Below are 19,447 nucleotides of genomic sequence, written 5' to 3'. Positions count from 1 at the left end.
GTTCCTTTGTACTTGGGCCCCTTCCGGGGTCAGCCGGTGAAGGCGTTGTTGAACTGACCGCAGGTGGTGTCGAGGGTCTGGGAGAGGCCGAGCACGCCGACCGGCAGGTCGTTCTCGGCGACCGTCTGCGGGCTGCACTCCTGGTAGGGGCGGTAGTGCTCGGCCACCTTCGGCACGGTGTCGTTGCTGTGGCCGTGGCCGTGGGCGTAGGCGGTACCGGCGCCGGCACCGATGGCGGACAGTCCGCCGGCCGCCACTGCCGCCGCGATCATGGCCTGTTGAAGCTTGCGCATGGAACCCTCGGTCCTTCATTGCCTGTATGGCGAGGCTGATTGATGTCGAGGCTGATTGCCTACCGTGACTGAATGAACACTAGCAGTAGCGATCCGGGGTATTCCACACCGCGCCGTCGAACACACCGTGGCGCAGGCTCACTTGGCGCGGGCAAGGAAATGCCGGGCGATTTCCAGCGGTGTGTTTTTCATCCAACTCGTCCGCGTCATGGACTCGTTCGTGGACGTGCCAGCAATACCCCAGCGAAAAGGCCGAGTTGCGCCGCGCGTGTGTTACGAGAATGTCGGCTCGGCGGCCCGGACACGCTGACGCGCGGCCACCGCGAGGACCAGGTTCCGCAGTCCCTCGACGTACCGCTGCATGTTCTTGTACGCGATGTCGGTGTCCGGGTAGCGGGCGGCGAACCACAGGCCCTCGTGCAACCGGTTGACCCAGGCGCACACCTGGTCGCCGTACGACACCCGGATCAGCCCGTACGCCTTGCGCTCGGTCCACTGGGCCGAGCCGGGGACGACACGGGCGTCGACGTACGAGACGATCGAGTACAGGTCCGGCGAGGTCGGGCGGAAGTCCGCCCCGAGCAGGCGCAGTACCCGGGCCAGTGGCATGCGGGACAGCGAGCGGTTGGCGCGCAGTTCGGCGCGGACCGCGGCGAGCGCGCTGTCGAAGTCCCGTGTCACCGGCACCTCGATCGGCGCGCCGCCGACGTACCAGCCCACCGAGTCCGACCACTCGGACTTCATCCGGGTGTGGAACGGCACGACCGTGCGGTAGACCGGCTGGCCGCCGATCTCGTGGACGATCAGGCTGGTCGCGGCCAGGACGCCCACCAGACCGCCGCCGTAGGGGCGGCAGTACGCCTCGAAGGCGGCGGCGGCTTCCGCGTCCACGAGGGGTTCGCGCAGCAGCTTCTGGGCGGGCAGCGTGCCGCCGGGCCGCAGGCCGAGGTCGACGGGGAAGTTCGGCAGCCTCCCGTCGCAGCGGCCGATGAACTCCCGCCAGCGGGCGACGATCGCGTGCGTGTCGTCGATCCCGTCCGCGTTCGCCCGCTCCAGTTCACAGAAGTCCACGTAGCTGCCGACCGGCGTGCCGGCCAGGGCACGGCCCGCGAGCCGCGCCGCGTACAACTCGTGGATCTCGTCCGGGAGTCGCTGCAGCGAGTAGGAGTCGACGTTGGTGTGGTCGAAGGCCAGGTACACGCTGGTGGAGTCGTCGCGGACGACCGCCGCGTAGATGAGGTTCGGCCAGCCGAGCGCGTCCGCCGCCACGTCGAATCGGTCCTGCAGGTGTCGTACCAGCGCGCCCGAGTCGGTGAAGTCGCCGACCACTTCGCGGCGCAGCGACACGTCGTGGCCGTCGAGCGTGAACCGGCGCATCTCGTCGCCGGCCCAGCGGAAGCCGCTGCGCAGCGTCTCGTGCCGCAGCGTCCAGTCGCGCAGGGCCCCTTCCAGCGCGTCGAGGTCGGCTCGGCCGGGCAGGTCGAACGCCGTGCCGAGCCAGGTCGGCACGAACAGCCCGTCCTCGCGGACCGTCCGCGCCGTTCTGATGTGCGACTCCTGGTTGTACGCCGGCGGCCGCGGATCCGGCGGCGTCGCTGCCGCCGCCGCGACGGTCGCCGGACTGAACGTCCACTCGACGAGCCGTCCGGGCCGGACCTCGCAGCGCTGGATGTCAGAAATTCGCACAGGGCGCCTCCGATAGCAGGTGGGCACAGACCCGATCAGGGGATTGGCGTGCGCGCGAGCGGTGGCCGCCGTGTCGCCGCCTTTTCAGCGGAAGGTGTGGTTCCCCGAACGCAGAAGCGATCAGCGGATGTTGACGGCCGCTCCGGCCGCCGTGACCAGCCGGAGGCGGTCGCGTTGATGCAGGGGGCGACGGCTGTACGGCGGTGCGGACGGTACGGCGGTGCGGACGCCGCGGGGGTGAGGGGAACGTGATGTCCCGCGTCCGCCTCACCCCGGCCGGCTCCACGCTCACCGGCTGCACGTTCACCGGCTTCACTCGTACAGGTAGATCCCGCTCAGGTCGTCCACCTCGTCCGGTGTCACGTCCCACGGGGGCAGCTTCTCGTGCCGGGCCACGATCCGGCCGTGCTGGGCGTCGTGCGCGCCGGGCGGACGGTCCGGGAGGTAGCGGTGGTCGGGATGGCGCTGCTGCCAGCGGGTCCACTGCAGGTCCACGAAGGCGTGGTGCAGCCAGAAGACGGGGTCGTTGACGGCGGCGCCGCCGAGCATCACCCCGCCGACCCAGCGGTGCACCCGGTTGTGGTTGCGCCAGGAGACGTTGCCCCGGCCGGGCCCCCACCCTTCCAGCTTGTTGCGGAAGCCCCTGGTGACCGTCGAGTCCCAGGGCGCGGTGTCGTAGACCGGGTCCGACAGCGCCCACTCCAGGTCGCCGCCGGTGGGCAGCGTGATCGGGGCGCGGGCGCGGCCGAGGTCACGGGTGAGGTACTTCCCGTCGGTCACGCCCTCGGTGATGGGCCAGCGGCCCGCCCGGTAGGCGAACGGGCCGGTCATCACCTGCCGGTCCGAGCGCCGTCCGTTGCCGCCGAGCAGGTCGTCGGTCCAGGGCGGGGAGGTGGTACCGCGGTCGCGGGTCCAGTCCCAGTACGGCACCGTCACCGAATCGTCCACCCGGCGCAGCGCGCGCTCCAGTTCCAGCAGGAACTTGCGGTGCCAGGGCAGGAAGGAGGGCGCCATGTGGGCGGCGCGCAGCCCGGACTCGCCGTCGGGGTGGTAGTACGCCAGGTGCATGCGTACGAACTCGTCGTACTCGCCGCGTCGTTTGACCTCCAGCAGGGCGCCCACGAACCGTTGCCGCTCGGCTCGGGTCAGCCTGCTGACGTTCTTACGCGTGTACGCCATGCTCGCCGCCCAGGTGCATCGGGCCCCCGCCCATCGGGCCCGGTGCCAGGTCGCGCAGTTCCTCGTCGGGGCCCAGTTCGTCGACCGCCCCCCGGGCCGCGGCGAGCGGGGTCGGGTACGAGCGGTAGTGGTCGACCATGCTCAGCCAGCTGCCGTCGGCGCGGCGCATCAGGTGCAGCGGGCGGCCGTCGACCGTGACCTGCCATCCGCCGCCCAGGGCCCGCTGTGCCCGGGGCACCTCGATGCCGCGGATGTGGCGGCCGCGGTAGGTCTCGTCGAAGTCGGTGGGTTGCCGGCCGTCGTCCGGGGCGGCCGGGGGCCGGTCGCAGGCCACGACCGCCGGGGCGAGTGCCGCAGCGACGGCCGAGCCGAGCAGCCCCCGCGTCACGTCCCGCCGCGTTCTGCCCGGGGGCCGGTCGGCCCCCTCGGCCGGGGTCCCGCGCTGTCCGCCCGTCGGCGCTCCGCCGGCGTCTACGACCATGGTTCACTCCTCGTCCGGTGCGGTTTCCGAGAGCGGTAACCGCCGGACGGGCCTCCCGGTCACCGCGGTGCGGCCGGACCGGTGACCGGAATCCGCCGGTCAGCCGGTCAGCCGGTCCAGAAGGTCCACCAGCGGGTCAGGACCAGCATGCCGACGATGCCGATGTGCAGCGCCGGCGGCAGCCAGGTGAACTCGGCGAGGAACATCCGCAGCGCGGTCGTCGCCGGCAGGAACCGGTGGTGTACGGCGAACGCGGTCACGTACCAGAACAGCAGGATCGTGGCGACCCAGGCCAGACAGCACCACAGGCACAGCGCGTTGATCCGGTACAGCGACTGGAACTGCAGCCACGACACGAACCCGACCCCGAACAGACAGCCCGCCTCGAAGGCCAGCCAGTACCAGCGCGGGAGGAAGGCGCCGGCCAGCAGGCTCATGCCGACGCAGATCACCACGCCGTAGGCCACCAGGCCCAGCATCGGGTTGGGGAAACCGAAGACGGAGGCCTGCGCGCTCTTCATGACGCTGCCGCAGGACACCACCGGGTTGAGGCTGCACCCGGGGGTGAACCCCGGGTTCCGGAGCAGCTTGAACTCGTCGAGGGTGATGACCCAGGAGGCCAGCAGCCCGGCGGCGCCCATGAGCACCAGGAACAGCGCGAAACCGCGGCCGCCGCCCGCCGCCCGGACGGCCGGCGCCGCCGGCATCAGCGGGCCGCCACGTCACGTCGCGGGCAGCGTCGGCGTGGGGACGGGCAGGCTCGGCGTGGGGACGGGCAGGCTCGGCGTGGGGACGGGGAGGCTCGGGAGCGTCGGGAGCGTCGGCAGTCCGGGCAGGCTGGGGGCGGGCAGGCCGCCGGAGAGCAGCACGGCGGCGAGGTAGCCGACGAGGGCCGTCACGACCGCGGTGACCGCCGGGACGACCTGTGTGGCGGCGCCGGAGGTGACGGCCTTCAACAGGGCGTCCAGTGCCTTGTTGAGCGCGGTGAGCGCGTCGCTCGTGAGGTCGGCCCGCGCCTTGGCGCCGCCCAGGGTCTTCGGGGCCGGCTTCTTCGGGGCCGGCGTCTTCGTGCCCGGGGCCGCGGCGGTGAGCGTCGAGGAGGCCGTCGACGAGGCCGGCGCCACCGCGGTGACCTTGGCGATGGCGTCCTTGGCGGCCTGGACGAGCGAGGTGGCCTGGGCGGCGGGGAGTTGGCCGTTGTCGGCCTTGAGCACCGCGTTGAGCAGGTCGGTGACCGGGGTGAGGACGATTCCCAGGTTGGCGAGCACCTTGATCTGCACGAGGAGCGCGTCCGCGCCGGGGACGGGCGCGCGGGACGCCGCGGGGACACGCTCCCGGGCGGAGTCGGCCGCGACGGCGGCCGGGCCGGTGACGCCGGCCAGGAGGGCGGTGCAGAGCGCGGTGGACGCGATGCGCCGGACGGACAGACCACGCATGAGGGTTCCTCTCGATGGGGCGTCGGATTCGATGATGCGTCGGATCCGGTATTCAGATCCTTTGTTCTGATTCGTTGTGTTGTATTCAGATCTTTTGCACACCGTGAAATCAACCCGCGCCGTCTGCAACCGATTCAGGGCCATCCCGGGGATATCGGGGGCCATCCGAGGGGCAGGCGGGCGATCGGGTGAATTCCATGGCATTCGCCGTATCCCGGTTTCCTCGCGCCTACACATCTCGTTCACAGTCTGCGGGTCGTGGCGAGTGCGCGTGTGCGGCATCACGGTCCCTGCGACGACTGCCCCTTGAGAGAAAGACAACGAGAGTGCGACAGACCCTGAGCAAGGGATTGATCGTGGCCGCCGCCGCGACGAGCGCCCTGTCCCTGTACGGCACGTGGGCGTCCGCGGACTCCCGGGTCCACGGGACCGCGGCGGACTCCCCCGCCGCGCTGGCGGGCAACACGCTCCAGCTGGACGACACCGACGAGCCGGCGACGTCGAAGCCCGCGCTCGCGGACGACACGTCCGCGACCGGCGCCGCCGCGAAGGACACCTCGTCGAGCGACGCGGGCGCGAACGGCAGCGCCTCGGCCCTGGTCACCACCCCGTCGACCGAGCCGAGCGAGGAGCCTTCCTGCGGGTGCTACGGCGACGACGAGACGCCGACCCCCACGCCCACGCCGACTCCCACGCCGACTCCCACCCCGAGCAAGCCGAGCACCTGGACCACTCCGGCGCCGAAGCACGTCGTGCCGAAGGCGCCGCCCGCGCCCCAGATGGCCGAGACCGGCTCCGAGAGCGTCATCGCGGCCACCGCCGCCAGCGGCGCCCTGCTGGCCGCCGGAACGGTGCTGTACCGGCGAGGCCGGGCCACGTCCCGCCGGTAGTCCGCCGGGTGCCGGGTGCCGGACGCCTCGCGCCCGGCACCCTCCGCCCTCCGTCCGGCTGGCCGGCCACGCGAGGGCCGGCCGTGCGGGGCCGGCCTTGCGGGGCCGGCCTTGCGGGCCCGGCCTTGCGGAGGATCCGCCTGGCGGAGGATCGGCCGGGCGCCCAGTGTCGAGCCGTCCGACTCGATTGGTGCATCAGGCGTATACATGGCTGTGCCTCAGCTGGTGGGGCCGCCGCACCGAAGGAGTGGGAATGACGTCCGAGCGTCGCCGGTCCACCCTGAGGCGAATGGCGTTCATCGCCGCCGGAGTCCTCGCAGCGGCGGCCGTCGTGCGGGGCCCGGCCTTCCGGACCGACACCGCGGACAAGCCCGGTGCCCGGCACTGCGCGGCGGTCGAGCGGTCCGGGCCGGCCGGTCCGGGTCCCGCCGTCTGCCCCGCCGACGGCGCCCCCGCCCCCTCGGGACCGGCCGCCTCCCCGCCCGCGTTCGGCGCGTACCTGGACAACGGGTCCGGCGGGGTGATGGACACGAAGGGGTTCAGCCGCTGGCTCGGCGGCTCCGACGTGCGGGTGGGCCGCTCCTACCTGCCGGGTGACCTGTGGAGCAACATCGAGGGCGCGCCGGGTTTCCTCGACAGCTGGGTCAGATGGCGGCGGGACAGGGACGACCGGCTGTTCGTGCTCAACGTCCCGATGATGGAACGCAACGAGGCGCACCTGTCCGACGCGGAGGTCAAGGGTCTGCTGCAGCGGGCCGCCGCGGGCGCGTTCGACGAGCACTTCCGGACGCTGGCCAGGCACCTCGTCGACCTGGGGGCGCCGGACACCGTCCTGGTGCTCGGCTGGGAGATGAACGGCATCACCTACACCCACCGCTGCGGCCCCGACCCGCAGGACTGGAAGACGTACTGGCGGCGCGTCGTCACCGCCATGCGCTCGGTGCCCGGGCAGAAGTTCCGGTTCGACTTCGCCCCGAACCGGGGGGTGGACGCGGTTCCGTGGCCGCAGTGCTATCCCGGTGACGACGTCGTCGACATCATCGGCATGGACTCCTACGACCAGCCGGCCGGTCTCACCTTCGACGAGGAGGTGTCCGAGCCCTACGGCCTGCAGTACCAGGTCGACTTCGCGAAGGAGCACGGCAAGCCGTTCTCGTATCCCGAGTGGGGCCTGTTCCGCAACGGCGACGACGTGCCGTACATGCTGCGCATGCTCGCGTGGATGGACCAGCACAAGCCGCTGTACCAGACCATCACCGACTACTGCCCGCACGGTGTGTGGCAGTGCGCGAAGAACCCCCGGGCCTCCGCCCTCTACCGGGCGGCGCTGTCCGGACAGCACGCGCCCGATCCACAGCCGGAACCGCAGCCGGTGCCGGTGCCGTCGCCCACCACTCCGCCCGCGCCCGTGCCGCCCCCCGGGTCCCCGCAGCCCTCCTGCGCCTGCACGCCGACGGCATCCCCGGGCTAGGCCGGGCCCGGAGCCCCGGGGGCGGTGCCCGTCCGGCGCAGGATCCTCTTGCACCGCTCCCGCGCGGCGGCCTCGCAGACGGCGGCCGCCAGCAGGGGCGCGGTGCGCCGACGGGCCAGCAGGAGACGCTGGTTGACGACGGTCTCGGGCAGCCAGCGGTACTTGTACGGTTCGCTGCCGCGCAGAAAGCTCAGTACCGAGGGCTCGTCGGAGACGAGGTCGTCGACGGCCGCGTCGAGCATCATCGTCAGCACGTCCACCTTGTGCTCGCGCAGCCGTGGGTGGACGCCGTAGAGGTACTTCCCGGCCCACGGCCCCGACCTGAAGGTCAGATCGACGGTGACGACCTCGTCGTCCAGCAGGAACTCCTTCACCACGGCCTCGCCGGACCGGGCCAGCGGAACCACCGACCGGACCAGGTGGTCGAGGAAGCGCGGCCGCAGGTGCTCCGGTGTCACCTTCCTTCCCTGCCACTGCAGTCGGTGCAGTTCCAGCATCCGCCGCAGCGCGGGCTCCGTCTCATGGTGCTCCACGGTGCGCCACCGCACGCCGAGCTTCCTCAGCTTCCTCAGTTTGTTGCGCACCCGCTGGCCCCGGGGCTTGGGCAGCCGCCCGACCAACTCGGCCATGGGCAGGACGGGCACCTCCAGGCAGGTGGAGTCGCTCAGGCTGCGGCGCGGACCGCGCCAGGACCGGTAGACCCGCTCCATCGAGCTGCCGGGCCGTACCTCGCGGAAGTCGATCAGGGCGGTGCGGGCCAGCCCGGCCAGGGCCTCCGCCAGCGCCGGGGCGCCCTCGTCGGCCGCCGTGTCGTCGAGGAGTACGTCGCAGAAGTCGGAGATGGCGCCGCCGACCGGCACCAGCGCCGGCCAGGGGCGACGCACCCGCATCAGCGGCGCGACGGCCACCAGTCGGCCGTCCGCGCGTACCAGGACGAGCCGGAGCGCGCCCGGCTTCCCGTACGACAGCCACCAGGAGTGCAGCCAGGAGTGGGTCTGGAACGGCGTCGCCGAGCGGCAGGCCCGGTACAGCCGCGCCCACTCCCCCGCCAGGTCCGCGAACGCCTGCTCGTCGGTGCACACCTCGACCGACAGGGCGCGGCCGGATCCGGTCGTCACAGCGCCGCCTCCTGCGGTTCGTCGGCCGCGATGGCCGGGCCGGGCAGCTGCGGCCGCGCGCTCTCGCCGTCCCGCGTCGCCCGCCGGGGCCGGGACAGCAGGGCGAGGCCGCCCAGCAGACCTCCCGCGCTCGCGCCCACGAGCGAGGTCAGCGCCGGGGACGCGGACGACGGTTCGAGGGGCCTGAGGGCGCGGGACAGGCGCACCAGCGCGACACCCGTGTCGTTCCTGGACCGGTCGGCCTGCGCGGTCAGCGCGCCGGAGACGGCGTCGGCGATGGCGGCGGCCCGGCCGGGGCGCCCGGAGGTCGCCGTGATCGCGATCATCGGCGCGTCGGGCGAGGTCGCGACCTGCACGCTCTCGCGCAGCTTCGTCAGCGGCACGCCCGCGCTCTTCTGGGCGTCCCCCAGCACGGCGAGCTGCGTCACGACACGGCCGTACGCCTGCGCGTAGCCGAGCGCCGTGGCGGAGTCGGCCCTGGTCCGGTCGGCCGGTACGGCGAGGACGTAGCTCGTGGCCGTGTACTGCGCCGGCTTCAGCACGCCGTACGCGCCTCCGGCCGCGGCGCCGAGCAGCGCGCCGGCCGGGACGAGCCAGCGCAGCAGCAGCGCCGCCCGGGCGCGCATCCGGTGCGCCGGTGGTGCGGGCGGGCTGGGCTTGTCGGTCATCGGGGCCTCACTTCCCTCGGGTTGGGCCGGACAGGAGGGCCGTGTACACGTCCATCACCTGTCGGGCGGTTCGCTCGATGCCGTAGTGCCGTACCGCGTCCGGGACGGCACGTTCGCCGGGCCCCGCCGCGCGCAGCCGCAGCAGTTCCCGGGCGTAGGCGTCGGTGCCGCCGGTGACCCGGCGGGCGCCCGGCGCGGACTCGGGCGGCAGGTCGTCGACGGCGGGGCAGGTGGTGTACAGCACGGGCAGCCCGGAGGCGAGCGCCTCCAGCACCGCCAGGCCGAAGGCCTCCTCGGCCGACGGGGCGGCCAGCACGTCCATCGCGGACAGCAGGGAGGCCAGGTCGGGCGCCTGGTCCCGGGAGTCCGTCAGATACGGCCGTTCGCCGGTCAGCACCACCCGGTCGGCGACCCCCAGGTCCCGGGCGGTGCGCCACAGCGCCTGCTGCTGGCCACCGCCGCCGACCAGCAGCAGCCGTACGTCGGCGGGGAGCCGGTCCAGGGCGCGGACCAGCAGGTCGAAGCGCTTGCCCGGGGCGAGACGGCCGAGGCCTCCGACGACGTACGCGTCCTCGGGGATCCCGTAGTGGATCCGGGCCTCCTTGCGCCGTACCTCGTCGTAGCGGAACAGGTCGGCGTCCACGCCGTTCGGGATCGTCCGGACGCGCGATCCGGGCACGCCCCATCGGCGCAGCCGGTCGGCCACCGTCGGCGAGACCGCGACGGTGGTACGGCCGAGGCGCTCGCCGGCCAGGTACAGGGCGCGGACGCCCGGGGTCAGCCGGCGGCCCTCGATGAGGCTGTCGCCCAGGGAGTGCTCGGTGGCCACCACCGCCCGTACCCCGGCCAGCCGTGCCGCGATCCGGCCGTAGAGACAGGCCCGGTACAGGTGGGTGTGCACCAGGTCGTAACGGCCGGTCCGGATCAGCCGGGTGAGCCGGGGCAGGGCGCCGAGGTCGCGGTTGCCGCCCATGCCGAGGTGGGTGACGTGGACGCCGTCGGCACGCAGCCCCTCGGCGACCGGACCGGGGTCGGTCAGCGTCACCACGTCACAGCGGACGGGCAACCGCCGCAGCAGCAGCCGCAGTTGCTGCTCGGCACCGCCGACCCCGAGACCGGTGATGATGTGCAGCGGTTTCACACGGCCTCCAGGGCGCGCCCCCGGACGCGGGCGAGGCGTCTCTTCAGCTCCAGGCGCACGGCGGTGTCGGCCTGTCCGAGGTGGAGCCGGGGCAGCGCGTGGTCGCCGGCCAGGGCCGGGTCGGGGGCGATGGCGCAGGCGTAGCGGTAGCCGGCCTCGCGCACGGCGGCCCGCACCCGCGCGTCGAGCGTGCCGTACGGGTAGCAGAAGCCCTGCACGTCGGCGTCGATCAGCTCGGCCAGCGCGGTACGGCTGCCGTGCACCTCGGCGCGCAGCTCCTGGTCGGTGACCCGGGTGAGGTCGAGGTGGGTGAGGCCGTGCGAGGCGATCTCGATGCCCGCGGCAGCGGCCCGGCGGATGCCGTCGGCGTCGAGGAGACGTTTGCGCGGGCCGAGCGGGTCCCAGTCGTTGGCGCCGTCGAGCCGGCCGGGCAGCACGAACAGGGTGGCCCCGCACCGGCGGCGGCCGAGCACGGGCAGCGCCTCGGTGACGAAGTCGGCGTAGCCGTCGTCGAAGGTGAGCCCGACCAGCCCGCGCGCCTGTCCGCGTGCGCGGGCCGCGAGCAGCTCCCGCACGGCCACCCCGCGCAGACCCCGGCGTCGCAGCCAGGCGAGCTGACGGTCCAGCCGGTCCGGGGAGACGGTGATGTTGTACGGGTCCTCCTGGTGGTCGCAGACCGAGTGGTACATGGCGATCCAGGCGGCGGGGCCGCGCCTTCGGTGTCGTACGACCGGTGCGTGGCCGGGCCGGTGGCCCGGTTCGCCGGCCGGTCCGGTCGCGGGCGGGGGCGGGGGCACGGGGGAGTCAACGGCCATGGTCCGGCTTTCGTGTGACGGGGCATCGGAGGGGGAGCGCGGCGAAGGCCAGGAGGGACCGGGCGCCGGCCACGTCGAGGGCCCACAGCAGCGGGACGAAGACGGCCGTCACGGCCGCGCAGCCCACGGCCACGGCGGCCCAGGGCGCGGTGAACGGCGCCGCGCAGAGCGCCCCGGCCGCCACGGCGCACAGGGCCGCGCCCACCGCCTTGCCGAGTTCGGCGACGACCCGGTGGACGCGCACGGGTACGCTGCGCGCGCCCAGCCCGTGCAGCAGGAGCAGCGCGGTGAGGGTGATGCCGGCGGCGTTGGCCGCGGCGATGCCGCGCGCGCCCCAGAAGCCGACCGTCCAGGCGCCGGCGCCGGTGGTGACCGCCAGGCCCGCGGCCATCGCGGCCAGCGGGTACCAGCTGGCGCGCCCCGTCGAGAAGTACGACCGCACGAGCGCGCCCACCAGCGTGTGGCCGAGCAGCCCGAGCGCGTACACCCGCATCGCGGAGGCGGTCGCGGCGGTGTCCGAGGCGGTGAACGCGCCGTGCTGGAAGAGGAGTTGGATGATCCGTGGGGCGATGGCCACGACCATGGCGGCGCCCAGCAGCACGAGGGCGCCGACCAGGACGAGGTCCCGCTCGATCCGGTCCCGGGCGCGCAGCAGGTCGCCCTCGGCGACGGCCCTCGCCAGCACGGGGAAGGTGACCACGCACACCATCAGCGCCAGCGACATGGGCAGCTGGGCGACCTTCTGGGCGTAGTTGAGGTGTGAGATGGCGCCTGCGGGCAGGGCGGAGGCGAAGTGGCGCTCGACGAGGACCTGCGACTGGCGGCACAGCACGAACAGCAGCACCGCCGTGACCAGGGCGAGGGTCAGCGGCCGCCGGTCGTCGCCGCCGGCGGCCGGCACGGCCCGGGGTCGGGGTCCGGCGGAGATCCGGCGCCACAGGAACGGCGCCTGGACGGTGATCATGAGGCACCCGCCGAGCGCGACGCCCAGCGCGGCGGCGCGTACGCCCCAGCGCTCGCCGAGGCCGTACACCGTGCCGATGACCGCGATGTTGAGGGCGACGGAGATCGCCGCGGGGGCGAGGAAGGAACCGTGGGCCCGCAGGGCCGCGCTGCAGTACCCGGCCAGTCCGAAGGTCAGCACGCAGGTCGCCGTCAGCCGGGTGCAGTCCACAGCGAGGGACGCGTCGGGCAGGCCGGGGGCGAGCAGGGCGACCAACGGCGGCGCCCCGGCGATCAGCACCACGGCCGTGACGGCGAGGCCCAGGCACAGTCGTGGCAGGGACGCGGCGACCAGCGCCCGTACCGGGTCGGGTGCGCCGGACGCGCGCGCCCGGCGGGCCAGCGCCACGCTGAACGCGGGGACGAGAACGTAGGCCATGCCGCCGTCGATCAGCAGGGTGGCCGCCGTCTCGGAGATGGTCCAGGCCACCAGGAAGGCGTCGGTCTCCGCGCCGGCCCCGAAGAAGTGGGCGAGGGCCTGGTCCCTGCCGAGCCCGAGGACCGCTCCGGCCGCGGAGAGAGCGGCGGAGAGCAGGGTCGCCCTCGCCAGGAACCGGCCCGAGACGCCCCCCGGGGGAACCTCCCGCGCCGTGCGTACGGCGGTGGTCCGCGCGCTCTCGGCGTCGGCTGCCTCCTGGTGCGCGGTTGTCTGCTGGTGCTTGGTCGTCTCCTGGGCCGCCGCCGTCCCGGGTGCCGCCGTGGGCGTGGGCCTCACCGCTCGGCCCCTGACGAGGTGCCGGCCGTGGCGGCCAGGGCCCACCAGGCGGCGAGCCCCAGGACCACGGCGGTCAGGACGGTGGTGGGGCCGCCGATGTCGGCGTACAGGTAGTCCACGAGCAGCCACAGCAGCATCCCGCAGGCCGCGAGGGCGCAGTCCTGGGCGGGCCCCGCCCAGGACGGGGGTCGTGGTCGCGCTGATCGCCGTAGCCGTCGCAGGGCGCAGACCAGCAGGGCCAGCCAGCTGCCCGCCATGGTGACCAGGCCCAGCAGGCCCTGCTCGCTGAGGACCAGCAGGTACATGTTGTGCGGGGACAGCAGCGGCTGGCGGCGGAAGGCCTGGCCCGCGCCCTGGGTGTCGCTGCCCGACGACAGGGCGAGCGGGGCGTGCCCGTCCCGGTGGCCGGGAAAGGCCTTCAGTCCCACGCCCGTCACCGGGTGGCCGCGCCACATGTCGGTGGCCGCCGCCCACAGGCTGTAGCGGTCGACGACCGACTGGTCCGGCGCGTCGGCGACCCGGCTGATGCTGGCCAGCCGCTCCTGCAGCGCCGAGGCACCCACGCCGAACCCGCCCACCAATACCACCGAGGCGGCGGCCGCCACCGCGACCACCTTCGCCGCCCGCCGCACACCGGCCATCAGCAGCTGCGCCCCGCAGGCCACGGCCGTGGCGATCCAGGCGCCCCGGCTGAAGGAGACCGCGAGGGGGACGAGCAGCGCCAGCGCGCAGCCCGTCGCCACCGCCCGCACCCGCCGGCCGCGCGTTCCGAGGGCGAGCCCGGCCGCCGCGACCAGTCCGAGGGCGACGACGGTCGCCATCCCCATGACGTCGGACGCGCCGAACGTGCCCACCGCCCGGATGTCGGCCCCCTGGTACGAGGCCCCCGTCCCGGTGAGGTACTGGCGCACCCCGACCGTGCCCTGCCACAGCGCGAGGCCGACCAGCGACCACAGCACCGGCCGGGCGTCGCGCCGGTCCCGTACCAGCAGCACCACCGCGACGGGCACGAGCACGAACACCTGGAGATAGCGGGCCAGTCCGCCGAGCGCGTCGCCGGGTGTCGCCGCCCCGCTCGCGGCGACCGCGATGCCGACCACCGGCAGCCCGAGGACGACCGCGGCCGTCCGGGTGAGCGGGCGCCGCGCCTGCCGCGCGGTGTGGACGGCCGCCCACAGCACGACGAGTCCGGAGGCCGCGTCGGCGGGGGTGGCGCCGCCGTCCGGTGCGGCGGGCAGGCCCAGCAGGGCGACGACCGCCAGGACCGGCAGGACGGGGGCGGCCCGGCGCAGGGCCTGCGGCGGCGGCACGAGCAGTGGTGATGTCGCCGAGGGGGTGCTCACCGGCGCTCAGCTCCCTGTCGGCCGCACGAACAGGGCCGCCGTGCGCACCAGGATGCGGATGTCCTGCCACAGCGACCAGTTGTCGATGTAGGCGTTGTCGAAGCGGCAGCGGTCCTCGATCGAGGTGTCCCCGCGCAGCCCGTGGACCTGGGCGAGTCCGGTGATCCCGGCCCGCATCCGGTGGCGCGCCGGATAGCCCGGGTAGGTCTGGCTGAACTTGGCGACGAAGTACGGCCGTTCGGGCCTGGGGCCGACCAGGCTCATGTCGCCGCGGAAGACGTTCCACAGCTGGAGCAGCTCGTCCAGCGAGGTGCGGCGCAGGAACTGGCAGAAGCGGCTCATGTCCTGCTCGTCCGCCACGCTCCAGCGGGTCGCGGCCTCGTGCGCGCTGGCGGGCCGGTGGGTGCGCAGCTTGAGCATCGTGAACGGCCTCCCGTCCTTGCCGATCCGTTCCTGCCGGAACACCACGCCGGGCCCGTCGACAACCCTGAGCACGGCCGCGCAGACCAGCAGCACCGGGCCGGCGAGCAGCAGCAGGGAGCCGGACAGGGCCACGTCGAGCATCCGCTTGCCCACGCTGTCGTGCCGCCACCCGGCGCCCGGACACAGCAGCCTGCGGGGGAAGCCCGCGAGGTGCCCCGCCCGCGCCCGGCGCCCGCGCGGGTCGTAGGGCGGCGGGTCCGCGTCGAGTTCCCACAGCGCGCACCCCCAGGTGGCGAACTCCCGCAGCAGGGCGGCCCGGTGCGCACCGGAGGCGGACCCGACGACGAACACCGTCTCCACCCCGTTCTGGATGAGCGCGCGCCTCGCCTCCTCACCCGTGGTGAGCACCGGCAGCGCGGGGCCGCCGCCGACATCCGGGACGGCGTCCGGGGCGTCGGCCACGACGCCCACCGGCCGTACTCCGCAGCCCGGGTAGCGCTGCAACGCCGCCGCGACCCGCATGGCCGCCGGGACCGGGCCCACCACCAGAGCGGGGCGGGGCCGGTGCCGCAGTGCCCTGCGCCGCTGCGCGTGCACCGCCTCGCGGCCCGCGCAGGCCACCAGGCAGTGCACGGTGCAGGCGGTGACGAGCACGCTCATCGGCAGCGGCCGGGGCGTGCAGAGCGCCGCGACCACCGCCCAGCCGACGGCGATCCGCCCGCAGACGGCGGGCAGTTCGTCGAGCACGCCGGGGACGGCCGAGGTGTCGTACAGCAGGGCCTGCCGGTTCAGGCCGAGCACGCACAGGGCCAGCAGGACGATGAGCAGCGGGTACCGGTGGGCGCCGGGCACGGCCAGCGCGCCCAGCAGGGTGCCGGCGCCGTCGGCGATCAGCAGGGGTGTCCAGGGGGTCCGCGGCGGACGGCGGGATTCCCGTCCGAAGGGCAGCCCGCGCCCGGCGGCGGTGCCGGGCGGGTCGAGTACGGTGACGGCGCGCCCCGCCGCCCGAGGCTGCCCCGCGGGAGAGGGAACGGTGCTTTCCGCAGTCATGTGGTGATGGACTCCCTGCTCTGGTTGGGGACGACGACCGGCGTGGTGACGATGCCGAGCAGTTCGCGGTACAGGCCGATCACCTCGTCCGTGACGTTCCGCACGTCGTGGGCGCCGAGCACATGGGCGCGGCCCTGCGCTCCCAGCGCCGCGCGCAGCGGGGCACGGCGCAGCAGTTCGGCCAGCGCCCGGGCCAGCGCGTCGGGGTCCTCCGGCGGTACCAGGCAGAACGGCGGATGGCCGGGCGGCAGGCTCTCGCGCGCCCCGCCCACGTCGGTCACCAGGACCGGCCGGCCGCAGGCCATGGCCTCCAGGGGGACGAGCGCCATGCCCTCCCAGCGGGACGGCAGGACCACGACGTCGGCGGCCCGGTACCAGGGGGCGGCGTCGGGGGCGGGGCCGGCGAACTCCACCGAGGCGGGCGCGGCCGAGCGCAGCCGGTCCGCGTCCGGTCCGTCGCCGACCAGCACCAGCCGGGCGGCGGGAAGTTGGCGCTCGACGGCGGGCCAGGCCCGCAGGAGCACGTCCTGGCCCTTCTGGCGGCACAGCCGTCCCACGCACACGACCAGGGGGCCGGCACCGGGCCGGGCGCTCGGCCCGTCCGGCCGGAACCGGTGCGTGTCGACGCCGTTGGGGGCCACGTGCCACCGGGCGGTGATGCCCCGCTGCTCCCCGGTACGGCGTTCCGCCTCGCTCACGCACAGGACGCGCGCCGCCCAGCGCGCCCCGAACCGCTCCCAGCGCACGGCCGCTTCGGCCATGGCCCCGTCCACGGCCTCGAACGACCAGGCGTGCGGCTGGAAGACGGTCGGGATACGGCCGCGCACCGCGAGCCGTGCCGCGAGCCCCGCCTTCGCGCTGTGCGCGTGCACCACGTCGGGCCGTACCTCGCGCACCAGCCGCGCGAGCCGTCCCACCTCGGCCGGGAGCCGGTGCCCCGGTGCGCGGGTCGCCTCCCAGGGGAGCACTCCGCAGCCCGCCGCGCGCAGCGCGTCCGTCAGGGTGGCGCCTCGCGGGCAGGCCACGGTGACGCGCAGTCCCGCGGCGCGCTGTGCCGCGGCCAGGTCCGTCACGAGCCTGGCGACACCGCCCTCGACCGGCTGAGTGATGTGCAGGATGCGCATGACCGAGGCTTCCCTTCCGAAGAAAGATTCCGAACTGAAATGCGTCGGATTCGGAAGGCAACACTAGCCTCTTATCCGTACTTATCTACGAACCCGTCAACTGTGTCGGAATGGCGCGGTACGCCGACGGGGGGACCGTATATCTTTTCGTATGAGTTCCTGGAAGTTGGCATCGGCGGAGTTTCCCGTGACGCCCTTCTCTCGTTAGCCCGGATGAACCGAGATCCCAGGCACTCGAAAGGAACACAATGAAGAGTCTGAAGGCTGCCGCGGTCATTGTCGGCGCCCTTGCCATCGCCGGTACCGCCGGGCCCGCTCTCGCGGCGGACGTGCCGGCGCAGGGCCTTCTCGACGACGGCCGGTCGGTCGCCCACACTCTCCCCAACGCAGCCGAGATCCCGGCGGGCTACCTGGCCAACGATGTCAAGCACACCACGGACGGCGTCAAGCGGTCGGGGGTCGTGAAGACCCCCGTGTTCGGCGGCACCCTGCCGAATCCCCTCAACGGAAAGGCGCCCGCCTCGCTGCCCCTCGGCAAGTAGGGGCCACTCGGCACAAGACGCACACCGGCAGGGCGGTTCGGGTCGGCTCCGTAGTTCTCGGAGCCGACCTTCGACGTTTACCGGACGCCATTTTTTACCGAACGGGACGCTTTACCGAACGGGACGCTTTACCGAACGAGACGCTTTACCGAACGGCATGCTTTACCAGACGGCATGCTTTACCGGACGGGACGCTTTACCGAACGGGACGCTTTACCGAACGAGATTTTTCACCGAGGGGCATTGTTCACCGAGCGGTGTTCGCCGGAAAAGAAAAGCCGGTGGCGGCCCGCCGAGTTTCGACGGACCGCCAGGGTGAGGCACTGCTCAGAACAGCAGGCCGCCCGTGTAGGTGCCGAGCTGCGACTGGTCGACGCCACCGGTGTTGCAGGCGGCGTAGTGCGAGTTCGGCGCGACGATGCCGCCGAGGACGGCACCGTTGGACCACGGCGCGATGCAACGGCCGTCGACGAGGGCGCCGTTGGAGACGACGAGCCCCTGCTGAGGCGAGTTCACGACGATCGGGGACTCCGAGAAGCCGTTGCCACCGGTGACGGTGGTGTTGTTGTCGTCGGCCGCAGCGGTGCCGCCGGCCGCGAGGACGAGGCCCGCGGCCAGGACGGTGAGGGCCGTAACCTTGTTACGCATGTAATGCGCCTTTCGGGAGGGGGGCGGGTTGGTGCGTCTCCCCTGCTCCGAAGTGATTCGGAGCGCGAGGAGGGTCAGAAGAGCAGGCCGCCCGCGTACGGGCCGGTCTGCGACTGGTCGACGCCACCGGTGTTGCACGCGGCGTAGTGCGAGTTCGGCGCGGCGACGCCGCCGAGAACGGAACCGTTGGACCACGGCGCGACGCAGCGGAGGTCGACCAGCGTGCCGTTGGAGACGACGGCGCCCTGCTGGGGAGCGTTCACGACGACGGGGGACGACGAAAAGCCGTTGCCACCGGTGACCGTCGTGCAGTTGTCGGCCGAGGCAGCGCCACTGGCCGCCAGAACGATGCCCGCGGCGAGGGCGGAGACGGCCGTAACCTTGTTACGCATGAGATGGCCTTTCCGAACTGCTTTGTGAGGGGGTTCGCCTGCTCCGAATGACTCGGAACAGGGGGTCAGAAGAGCAGGCCGCCCGCGTACGGAGCGCGCTGCGACTGGTCGACCGCTGCCGTGTTGCAGGCGGCGTAGTGCGAGTTCGGCGCGACGACGCCGCCGAGAACGGAACCGTTGGACCACGGCGCGATGCAGCGACCATCGACGAGCGTGCCGTTGACGACGACAACGCCCTGCTGAGGGGCGTTGACGACGACCGCGGACGACGAGAAGCCGTCACCGCCAGTGACGTTGGTTGTGTTCGAGTGGGCGGAGGCAACGCCGGCACTGCCGCAGACAGCGCCAAGGGCGAGTGCGGTGAGGACCGCGAACTTCCTGGGCAACTCGGTTCCTTTCTGAATTCACGGTAGGCACGCTTACATAGCAAGAAACCGAAATATGCGGCGAAAGGTCACGGTGACACTGTTCCCACGGGACAGATTCCATCGGATGGCGGAACGACGTCACGCGGACATGCGTCCGGCCCACTGGCAAGGAGGGGACCAGTGGGCCGGAGTGGGTGTGCAGCTGATGGTCCGGATGCGCCTCGAGGTCTGCTGCCCCGGAGGCGCCGGACGCGGGTCGAACCGAGAACCGGATCAGAGTGTCAGAATTCCGGTTTCCCGGGTCATCCCTGGTTGAGCAGGTTACCGAGACCGGCGCTGGTCGGTGCGTTCAGCGGGTGGAGCTGAAAGGAACCGGTTCCGACGGGGTTCTTCACCGGAAGTGCGGGCTTCTTGCCGCCACTGGCACCCATACCGTCCAGATATACGCCGGAGACCTTCGCCGGCTTGTACGAGCCGGAGATCTTCGTCGACTGCTTCTGGTCGAAGGCGCTGCCCTTGGCGAGGTTGCCGTTGCGGGCCAGGCGCGTCACGGTGTCGGCCGCGGGCACGAGGGCCGGGGCGACGTCGGTCTGGGACATGAGGCCGAGCGGACCGGTGGTGCCGGCAGGCGTCTGGGCGGCCGACGCCGCGACGGCGGATCC

At 73.2% G+C, this 19,447-nt stretch carries 21 protein-coding genes; 3 read left to right on the top strand and 18 right to left on the bottom strand.

Annotated elements, in window-relative coordinates; translation table 11 throughout:
- Positions 1–29: 29 nt before the first annotated feature.
- The 6 genes from ACFYMM_RS13085 to ACFYMM_RS13060 form a co-directional block, all read right to left on the bottom strand.
- Positions 30–293 (bottom strand): hypothetical protein, encoded by a 264-nt coding sequence (locus ACFYMM_RS13085; RefSeq protein WP_388385937.1) that lies wholly within the window; start codon positions 291–293, stop codon positions 30–32.
- 273 nt (positions 294–566) lie between these two features.
- Complete coding sequence (locus ACFYMM_RS13080; protein ID WP_388385936.1) at positions 567–1,979, bottom strand: condensation domain-containing protein; 1,413 nt, start codon at positions 1,977–1,979, stop codon at positions 567–569.
- Positions 1,980–2,291: 312 nt separating this feature from the next.
- Entirely contained in the window at positions 2,292–3,158 is an 867-nt protein-coding gene (locus ACFYMM_RS13075; RefSeq protein ID WP_388385935.1) for a tyrosinase family protein, read from the bottom strand.
- The gene (locus tag ACFYMM_RS13070; protein ID WP_388385934.1) at positions 3,142–3,639 is read right to left on the bottom strand and encodes a tyrosinase cofactor; all 498 of its coding nucleotides are present in this window, start codon (positions 3,637–3,639) and stop codon (positions 3,142–3,144) included. The genes ACFYMM_RS13075 and ACFYMM_RS13070 overlap by 17 nt, the downstream gene beginning before the upstream one ends.
- Positions 3,640–3,746: 107 nt before the next feature.
- Positions 3,747–4,346: a vitamin K epoxide reductase family protein gene (locus ACFYMM_RS13065; protein ID WP_388385933.1), complete on the bottom strand. Its 600-nt coding sequence runs from the start codon at positions 4,344–4,346 to the stop codon at positions 3,747–3,749.
- A 15-nt stretch (positions 4,347–4,361) separates the two neighbouring features.
- Entirely contained in the window at positions 4,362–5,075 is a 714-nt protein-coding gene (locus ACFYMM_RS13060) for a hypothetical protein (RefSeq protein ID WP_388385932.1), read from the bottom strand.
- Between the two features lie 326 nt (positions 5,076–5,401).
- Between ACFYMM_RS13060 and ACFYMM_RS13055 the strand changes: the two genes are divergently transcribed.
- Positions 5,402–5,965, top strand: coding sequence for a hypothetical protein (locus tag ACFYMM_RS13055; RefSeq protein WP_388385931.1), 564 nt, complete (start codon positions 5,402–5,404; stop codon positions 5,963–5,965).
- Positions 5,966–6,218: 253 nt separating this feature from the next.
- Positions 6,219–7,436, top strand: a complete 1,218-nt coding sequence (locus ACFYMM_RS13050) for a glycosyl hydrolase (RefSeq protein ID WP_388385930.1) — start codon at positions 6,219–6,221, stop codon at positions 7,434–7,436.
- On the opposite strand, the gene ACFYMM_RS13045 is transcribed toward ACFYMM_RS13050, so the two are convergent.
- Genes ACFYMM_RS13045 through ACFYMM_RS13010 form a run of 8 tightly spaced genes read right to left on the bottom strand, consistent with a single transcriptional unit; the run spans position 7,433 to position 16,835 of the window.
- Positions 7,433–8,554 (bottom strand): GNAT family N-acetyltransferase, encoded by a 1,122-nt coding sequence (locus tag ACFYMM_RS13045; protein ID WP_388385929.1) that lies wholly within the window; start codon positions 8,552–8,554, stop codon positions 7,433–7,435. The genes ACFYMM_RS13050 and ACFYMM_RS13045 overlap by 4 nt on opposite strands.
- Positions 8,551–9,222, bottom strand: coding sequence for a lipopolysaccharide biosynthesis protein (locus ACFYMM_RS13040; RefSeq protein WP_388385928.1), 672 nt, complete (start codon positions 9,220–9,222; stop codon positions 8,551–8,553). Before ACFYMM_RS13040 ends, ACFYMM_RS13045 begins: the two co-directional genes overlap by 4 nt.
- 7 nt (positions 9,223–9,229) lie before the next feature.
- Positions 9,230–10,363, bottom strand: a complete 1,134-nt coding sequence (locus ACFYMM_RS13035) for a glycosyltransferase (protein WP_388385927.1) — start codon at positions 10,361–10,363, stop codon at positions 9,230–9,232.
- On the bottom strand, positions 10,360–11,178 hold the full coding sequence (locus ACFYMM_RS13030; protein ID WP_388385926.1) for a polysaccharide deacetylase family protein: 819 nt from the start codon (positions 11,176–11,178) through the stop codon (positions 10,360–10,362). Before ACFYMM_RS13030 ends, ACFYMM_RS13035 begins: the two co-directional genes overlap by 4 nt.
- Positions 11,168–12,895 (bottom strand): lipid II flippase MurJ, encoded by a 1,728-nt coding sequence (locus ACFYMM_RS13025; RefSeq protein WP_388385925.1) that lies wholly within the window; start codon positions 12,893–12,895, stop codon positions 11,168–11,170. Before ACFYMM_RS13025 ends, ACFYMM_RS13030 begins: the two co-directional genes overlap by 11 nt.
- Entirely contained in the window at positions 12,892–14,238 is a 1,347-nt protein-coding gene (locus tag ACFYMM_RS13020) for an O-antigen ligase family protein (protein WP_388385924.1), read from the bottom strand. The genes ACFYMM_RS13025 and ACFYMM_RS13020 overlap by 4 nt, the downstream gene beginning before the upstream one ends.
- Before the next feature lie 6 nt (positions 14,239–14,244).
- Positions 14,245–15,711: an exopolysaccharide biosynthesis polyprenyl glycosylphosphotransferase gene (locus ACFYMM_RS13015; protein WP_388385923.1), complete on the bottom strand. Its 1,467-nt coding sequence runs from the start codon at positions 15,709–15,711 to the stop codon at positions 14,245–14,247.
- Complete coding sequence (locus tag ACFYMM_RS13010) at positions 15,708–16,835, bottom strand: glycosyltransferase (RefSeq protein ID WP_388385922.1); 1,128 nt, start codon at positions 16,833–16,835, stop codon at positions 15,708–15,710. The genes ACFYMM_RS13015 and ACFYMM_RS13010 overlap by 4 nt, the downstream gene beginning before the upstream one ends.
- 248 nt (positions 16,836–17,083) lie before the next feature.
- On the opposite strand from ACFYMM_RS13010, the gene ACFYMM_RS13005 reads away from it, so the two are divergent.
- Positions 17,084–17,377, top strand: coding sequence for a hypothetical protein (locus ACFYMM_RS13005; protein WP_388385921.1), 294 nt, complete (start codon positions 17,084–17,086; stop codon positions 17,375–17,377).
- A gap of 327 nt (positions 17,378–17,704) precedes the next feature.
- On the opposite strand, the gene ACFYMM_RS13000 is transcribed toward ACFYMM_RS13005, so the two are convergent.
- The 4 genes from ACFYMM_RS13000 to ACFYMM_RS12985 all read right to left on the bottom strand — a co-directional run bounded on the left by ACFYMM_RS13000 (position 17,705) and on the right by ACFYMM_RS12985 (position 19,384).
- The gene (locus ACFYMM_RS13000) at positions 17,705–18,025 is read right to left on the bottom strand and encodes a hypothetical protein (protein WP_388385920.1); all 321 of its coding nucleotides are present in this window, start codon (positions 18,023–18,025) and stop codon (positions 17,705–17,707) included.
- Between the two features lie 74 nt (positions 18,026–18,099).
- Positions 18,100–18,417: a hypothetical protein gene (locus ACFYMM_RS12995; protein ID WP_388385919.1), complete on the bottom strand. Its 318-nt coding sequence runs from the start codon at positions 18,415–18,417 to the stop codon at positions 18,100–18,102.
- Positions 18,418–18,482: 65 nt separating this feature from the next.
- Positions 18,483–18,803, bottom strand: a complete 321-nt coding sequence (locus ACFYMM_RS12990) for a hypothetical protein (RefSeq protein ID WP_388385918.1) — start codon at positions 18,801–18,803, stop codon at positions 18,483–18,485.
- A 284-nt stretch (positions 18,804–19,087) separates the two neighbouring features.
- Complete coding sequence (locus ACFYMM_RS12985; protein WP_388385917.1) at positions 19,088–19,384, bottom strand: hypothetical protein; 297 nt, start codon at positions 19,382–19,384, stop codon at positions 19,088–19,090.
- Positions 19,385–19,447 lie beyond the last annotated feature (63 nt).

The organism is Streptomyces sp. NPDC006739 (genome assembly GCF_042869815.1).
Classification (GTDB): domain Bacteria; phylum Actinomycetota; class Actinomycetes; order Streptomycetales; family Streptomycetaceae; genus Streptomyces.
Note: the sequence above shows the minus strand (reverse complement) of the source record. Positions and strands in the feature narration are given on the sequence as shown.

Coding starts and splice junctions, on each gene's coding strand:
- ACFYMM_RS13085 (WP_388385937.1), bottom strand. CDS start 293: ATGCGCAAGCTTCAACAGGCCATGATCGCGGCGGCAGTGGCGGCCGGC.
- ACFYMM_RS13075 (WP_388385935.1), bottom strand. CDS start 3,158: ATGGCGTACACGCGTAAGAACGTCAGCAGGCTGACCCGAGCCGAGCGG.
- ACFYMM_RS13070 (WP_388385934.1), bottom strand. CDS start 3,639: ATGGTCGTAGACGCCGGCGGAGCGCCGACGGGCGGACAGCGCGGGACC.
- ACFYMM_RS13065 (WP_388385933.1), bottom strand. CDS start 4,346: ATGCCGGCGGCGCCGGCCGTCCGGGCGGCGGGCGGCGGCCGCGGTTTC.
- ACFYMM_RS13060 (WP_388385932.1), bottom strand. CDS start 5,075: ATGCGTGGTCTGTCCGTCCGGCGCATCGCGTCCACCGCGCTCTGCACC.
- ACFYMM_RS13050 (WP_388385930.1), top strand. CDS start 6,219: ATGACGTCCGAGCGTCGCCGGTCCACCCTGAGGCGAATGGCGTTCATC.
- ACFYMM_RS13040 (WP_388385928.1), bottom strand. CDS start 9,222: ATGACCGACAAGCCCAGCCCGCCCGCACCACCGGCGCACCGGATGCGC.
- ACFYMM_RS13030 (WP_388385926.1), bottom strand. CDS start 11,178: ATGGCCGTTGACTCCCCCGTGCCCCCGCCCCCGCCCGCGACCGGACCG.
- ACFYMM_RS13015 (WP_388385923.1), bottom strand. CDS start 15,711: ATGACTGCGGAAAGCACCGTTCCCTCTCCCGCGGGGCAGCCTCGGGCG.
- ACFYMM_RS13010 (WP_388385922.1), bottom strand. CDS start 16,835: ATGCGCATCCTGCACATCACTCAGCCGGTCGAGGGCGGTGTCGCCAGG.
- ACFYMM_RS13005 (WP_388385921.1), top strand. CDS start 17,084: ATGAAGAGTCTGAAGGCTGCCGCGGTCATTGTCGGCGCCCTTGCCATC.
- ACFYMM_RS13000 (WP_388385920.1), bottom strand. CDS start 18,025: ATGCGTAACAAGGTTACGGCCCTCACCGTCCTGGCCGCGGGCCTCGTC.
- ACFYMM_RS12995 (WP_388385919.1), bottom strand. CDS start 18,417: ATGCGTAACAAGGTTACGGCCGTCTCCGCCCTCGCCGCGGGCATCGTT.
- ACFYMM_RS12985 (WP_388385917.1), bottom strand. CDS start 19,384: ATGTCCCAGACCGACGTCGCCCCGGCCCTCGTGCCCGCGGCCGACACC.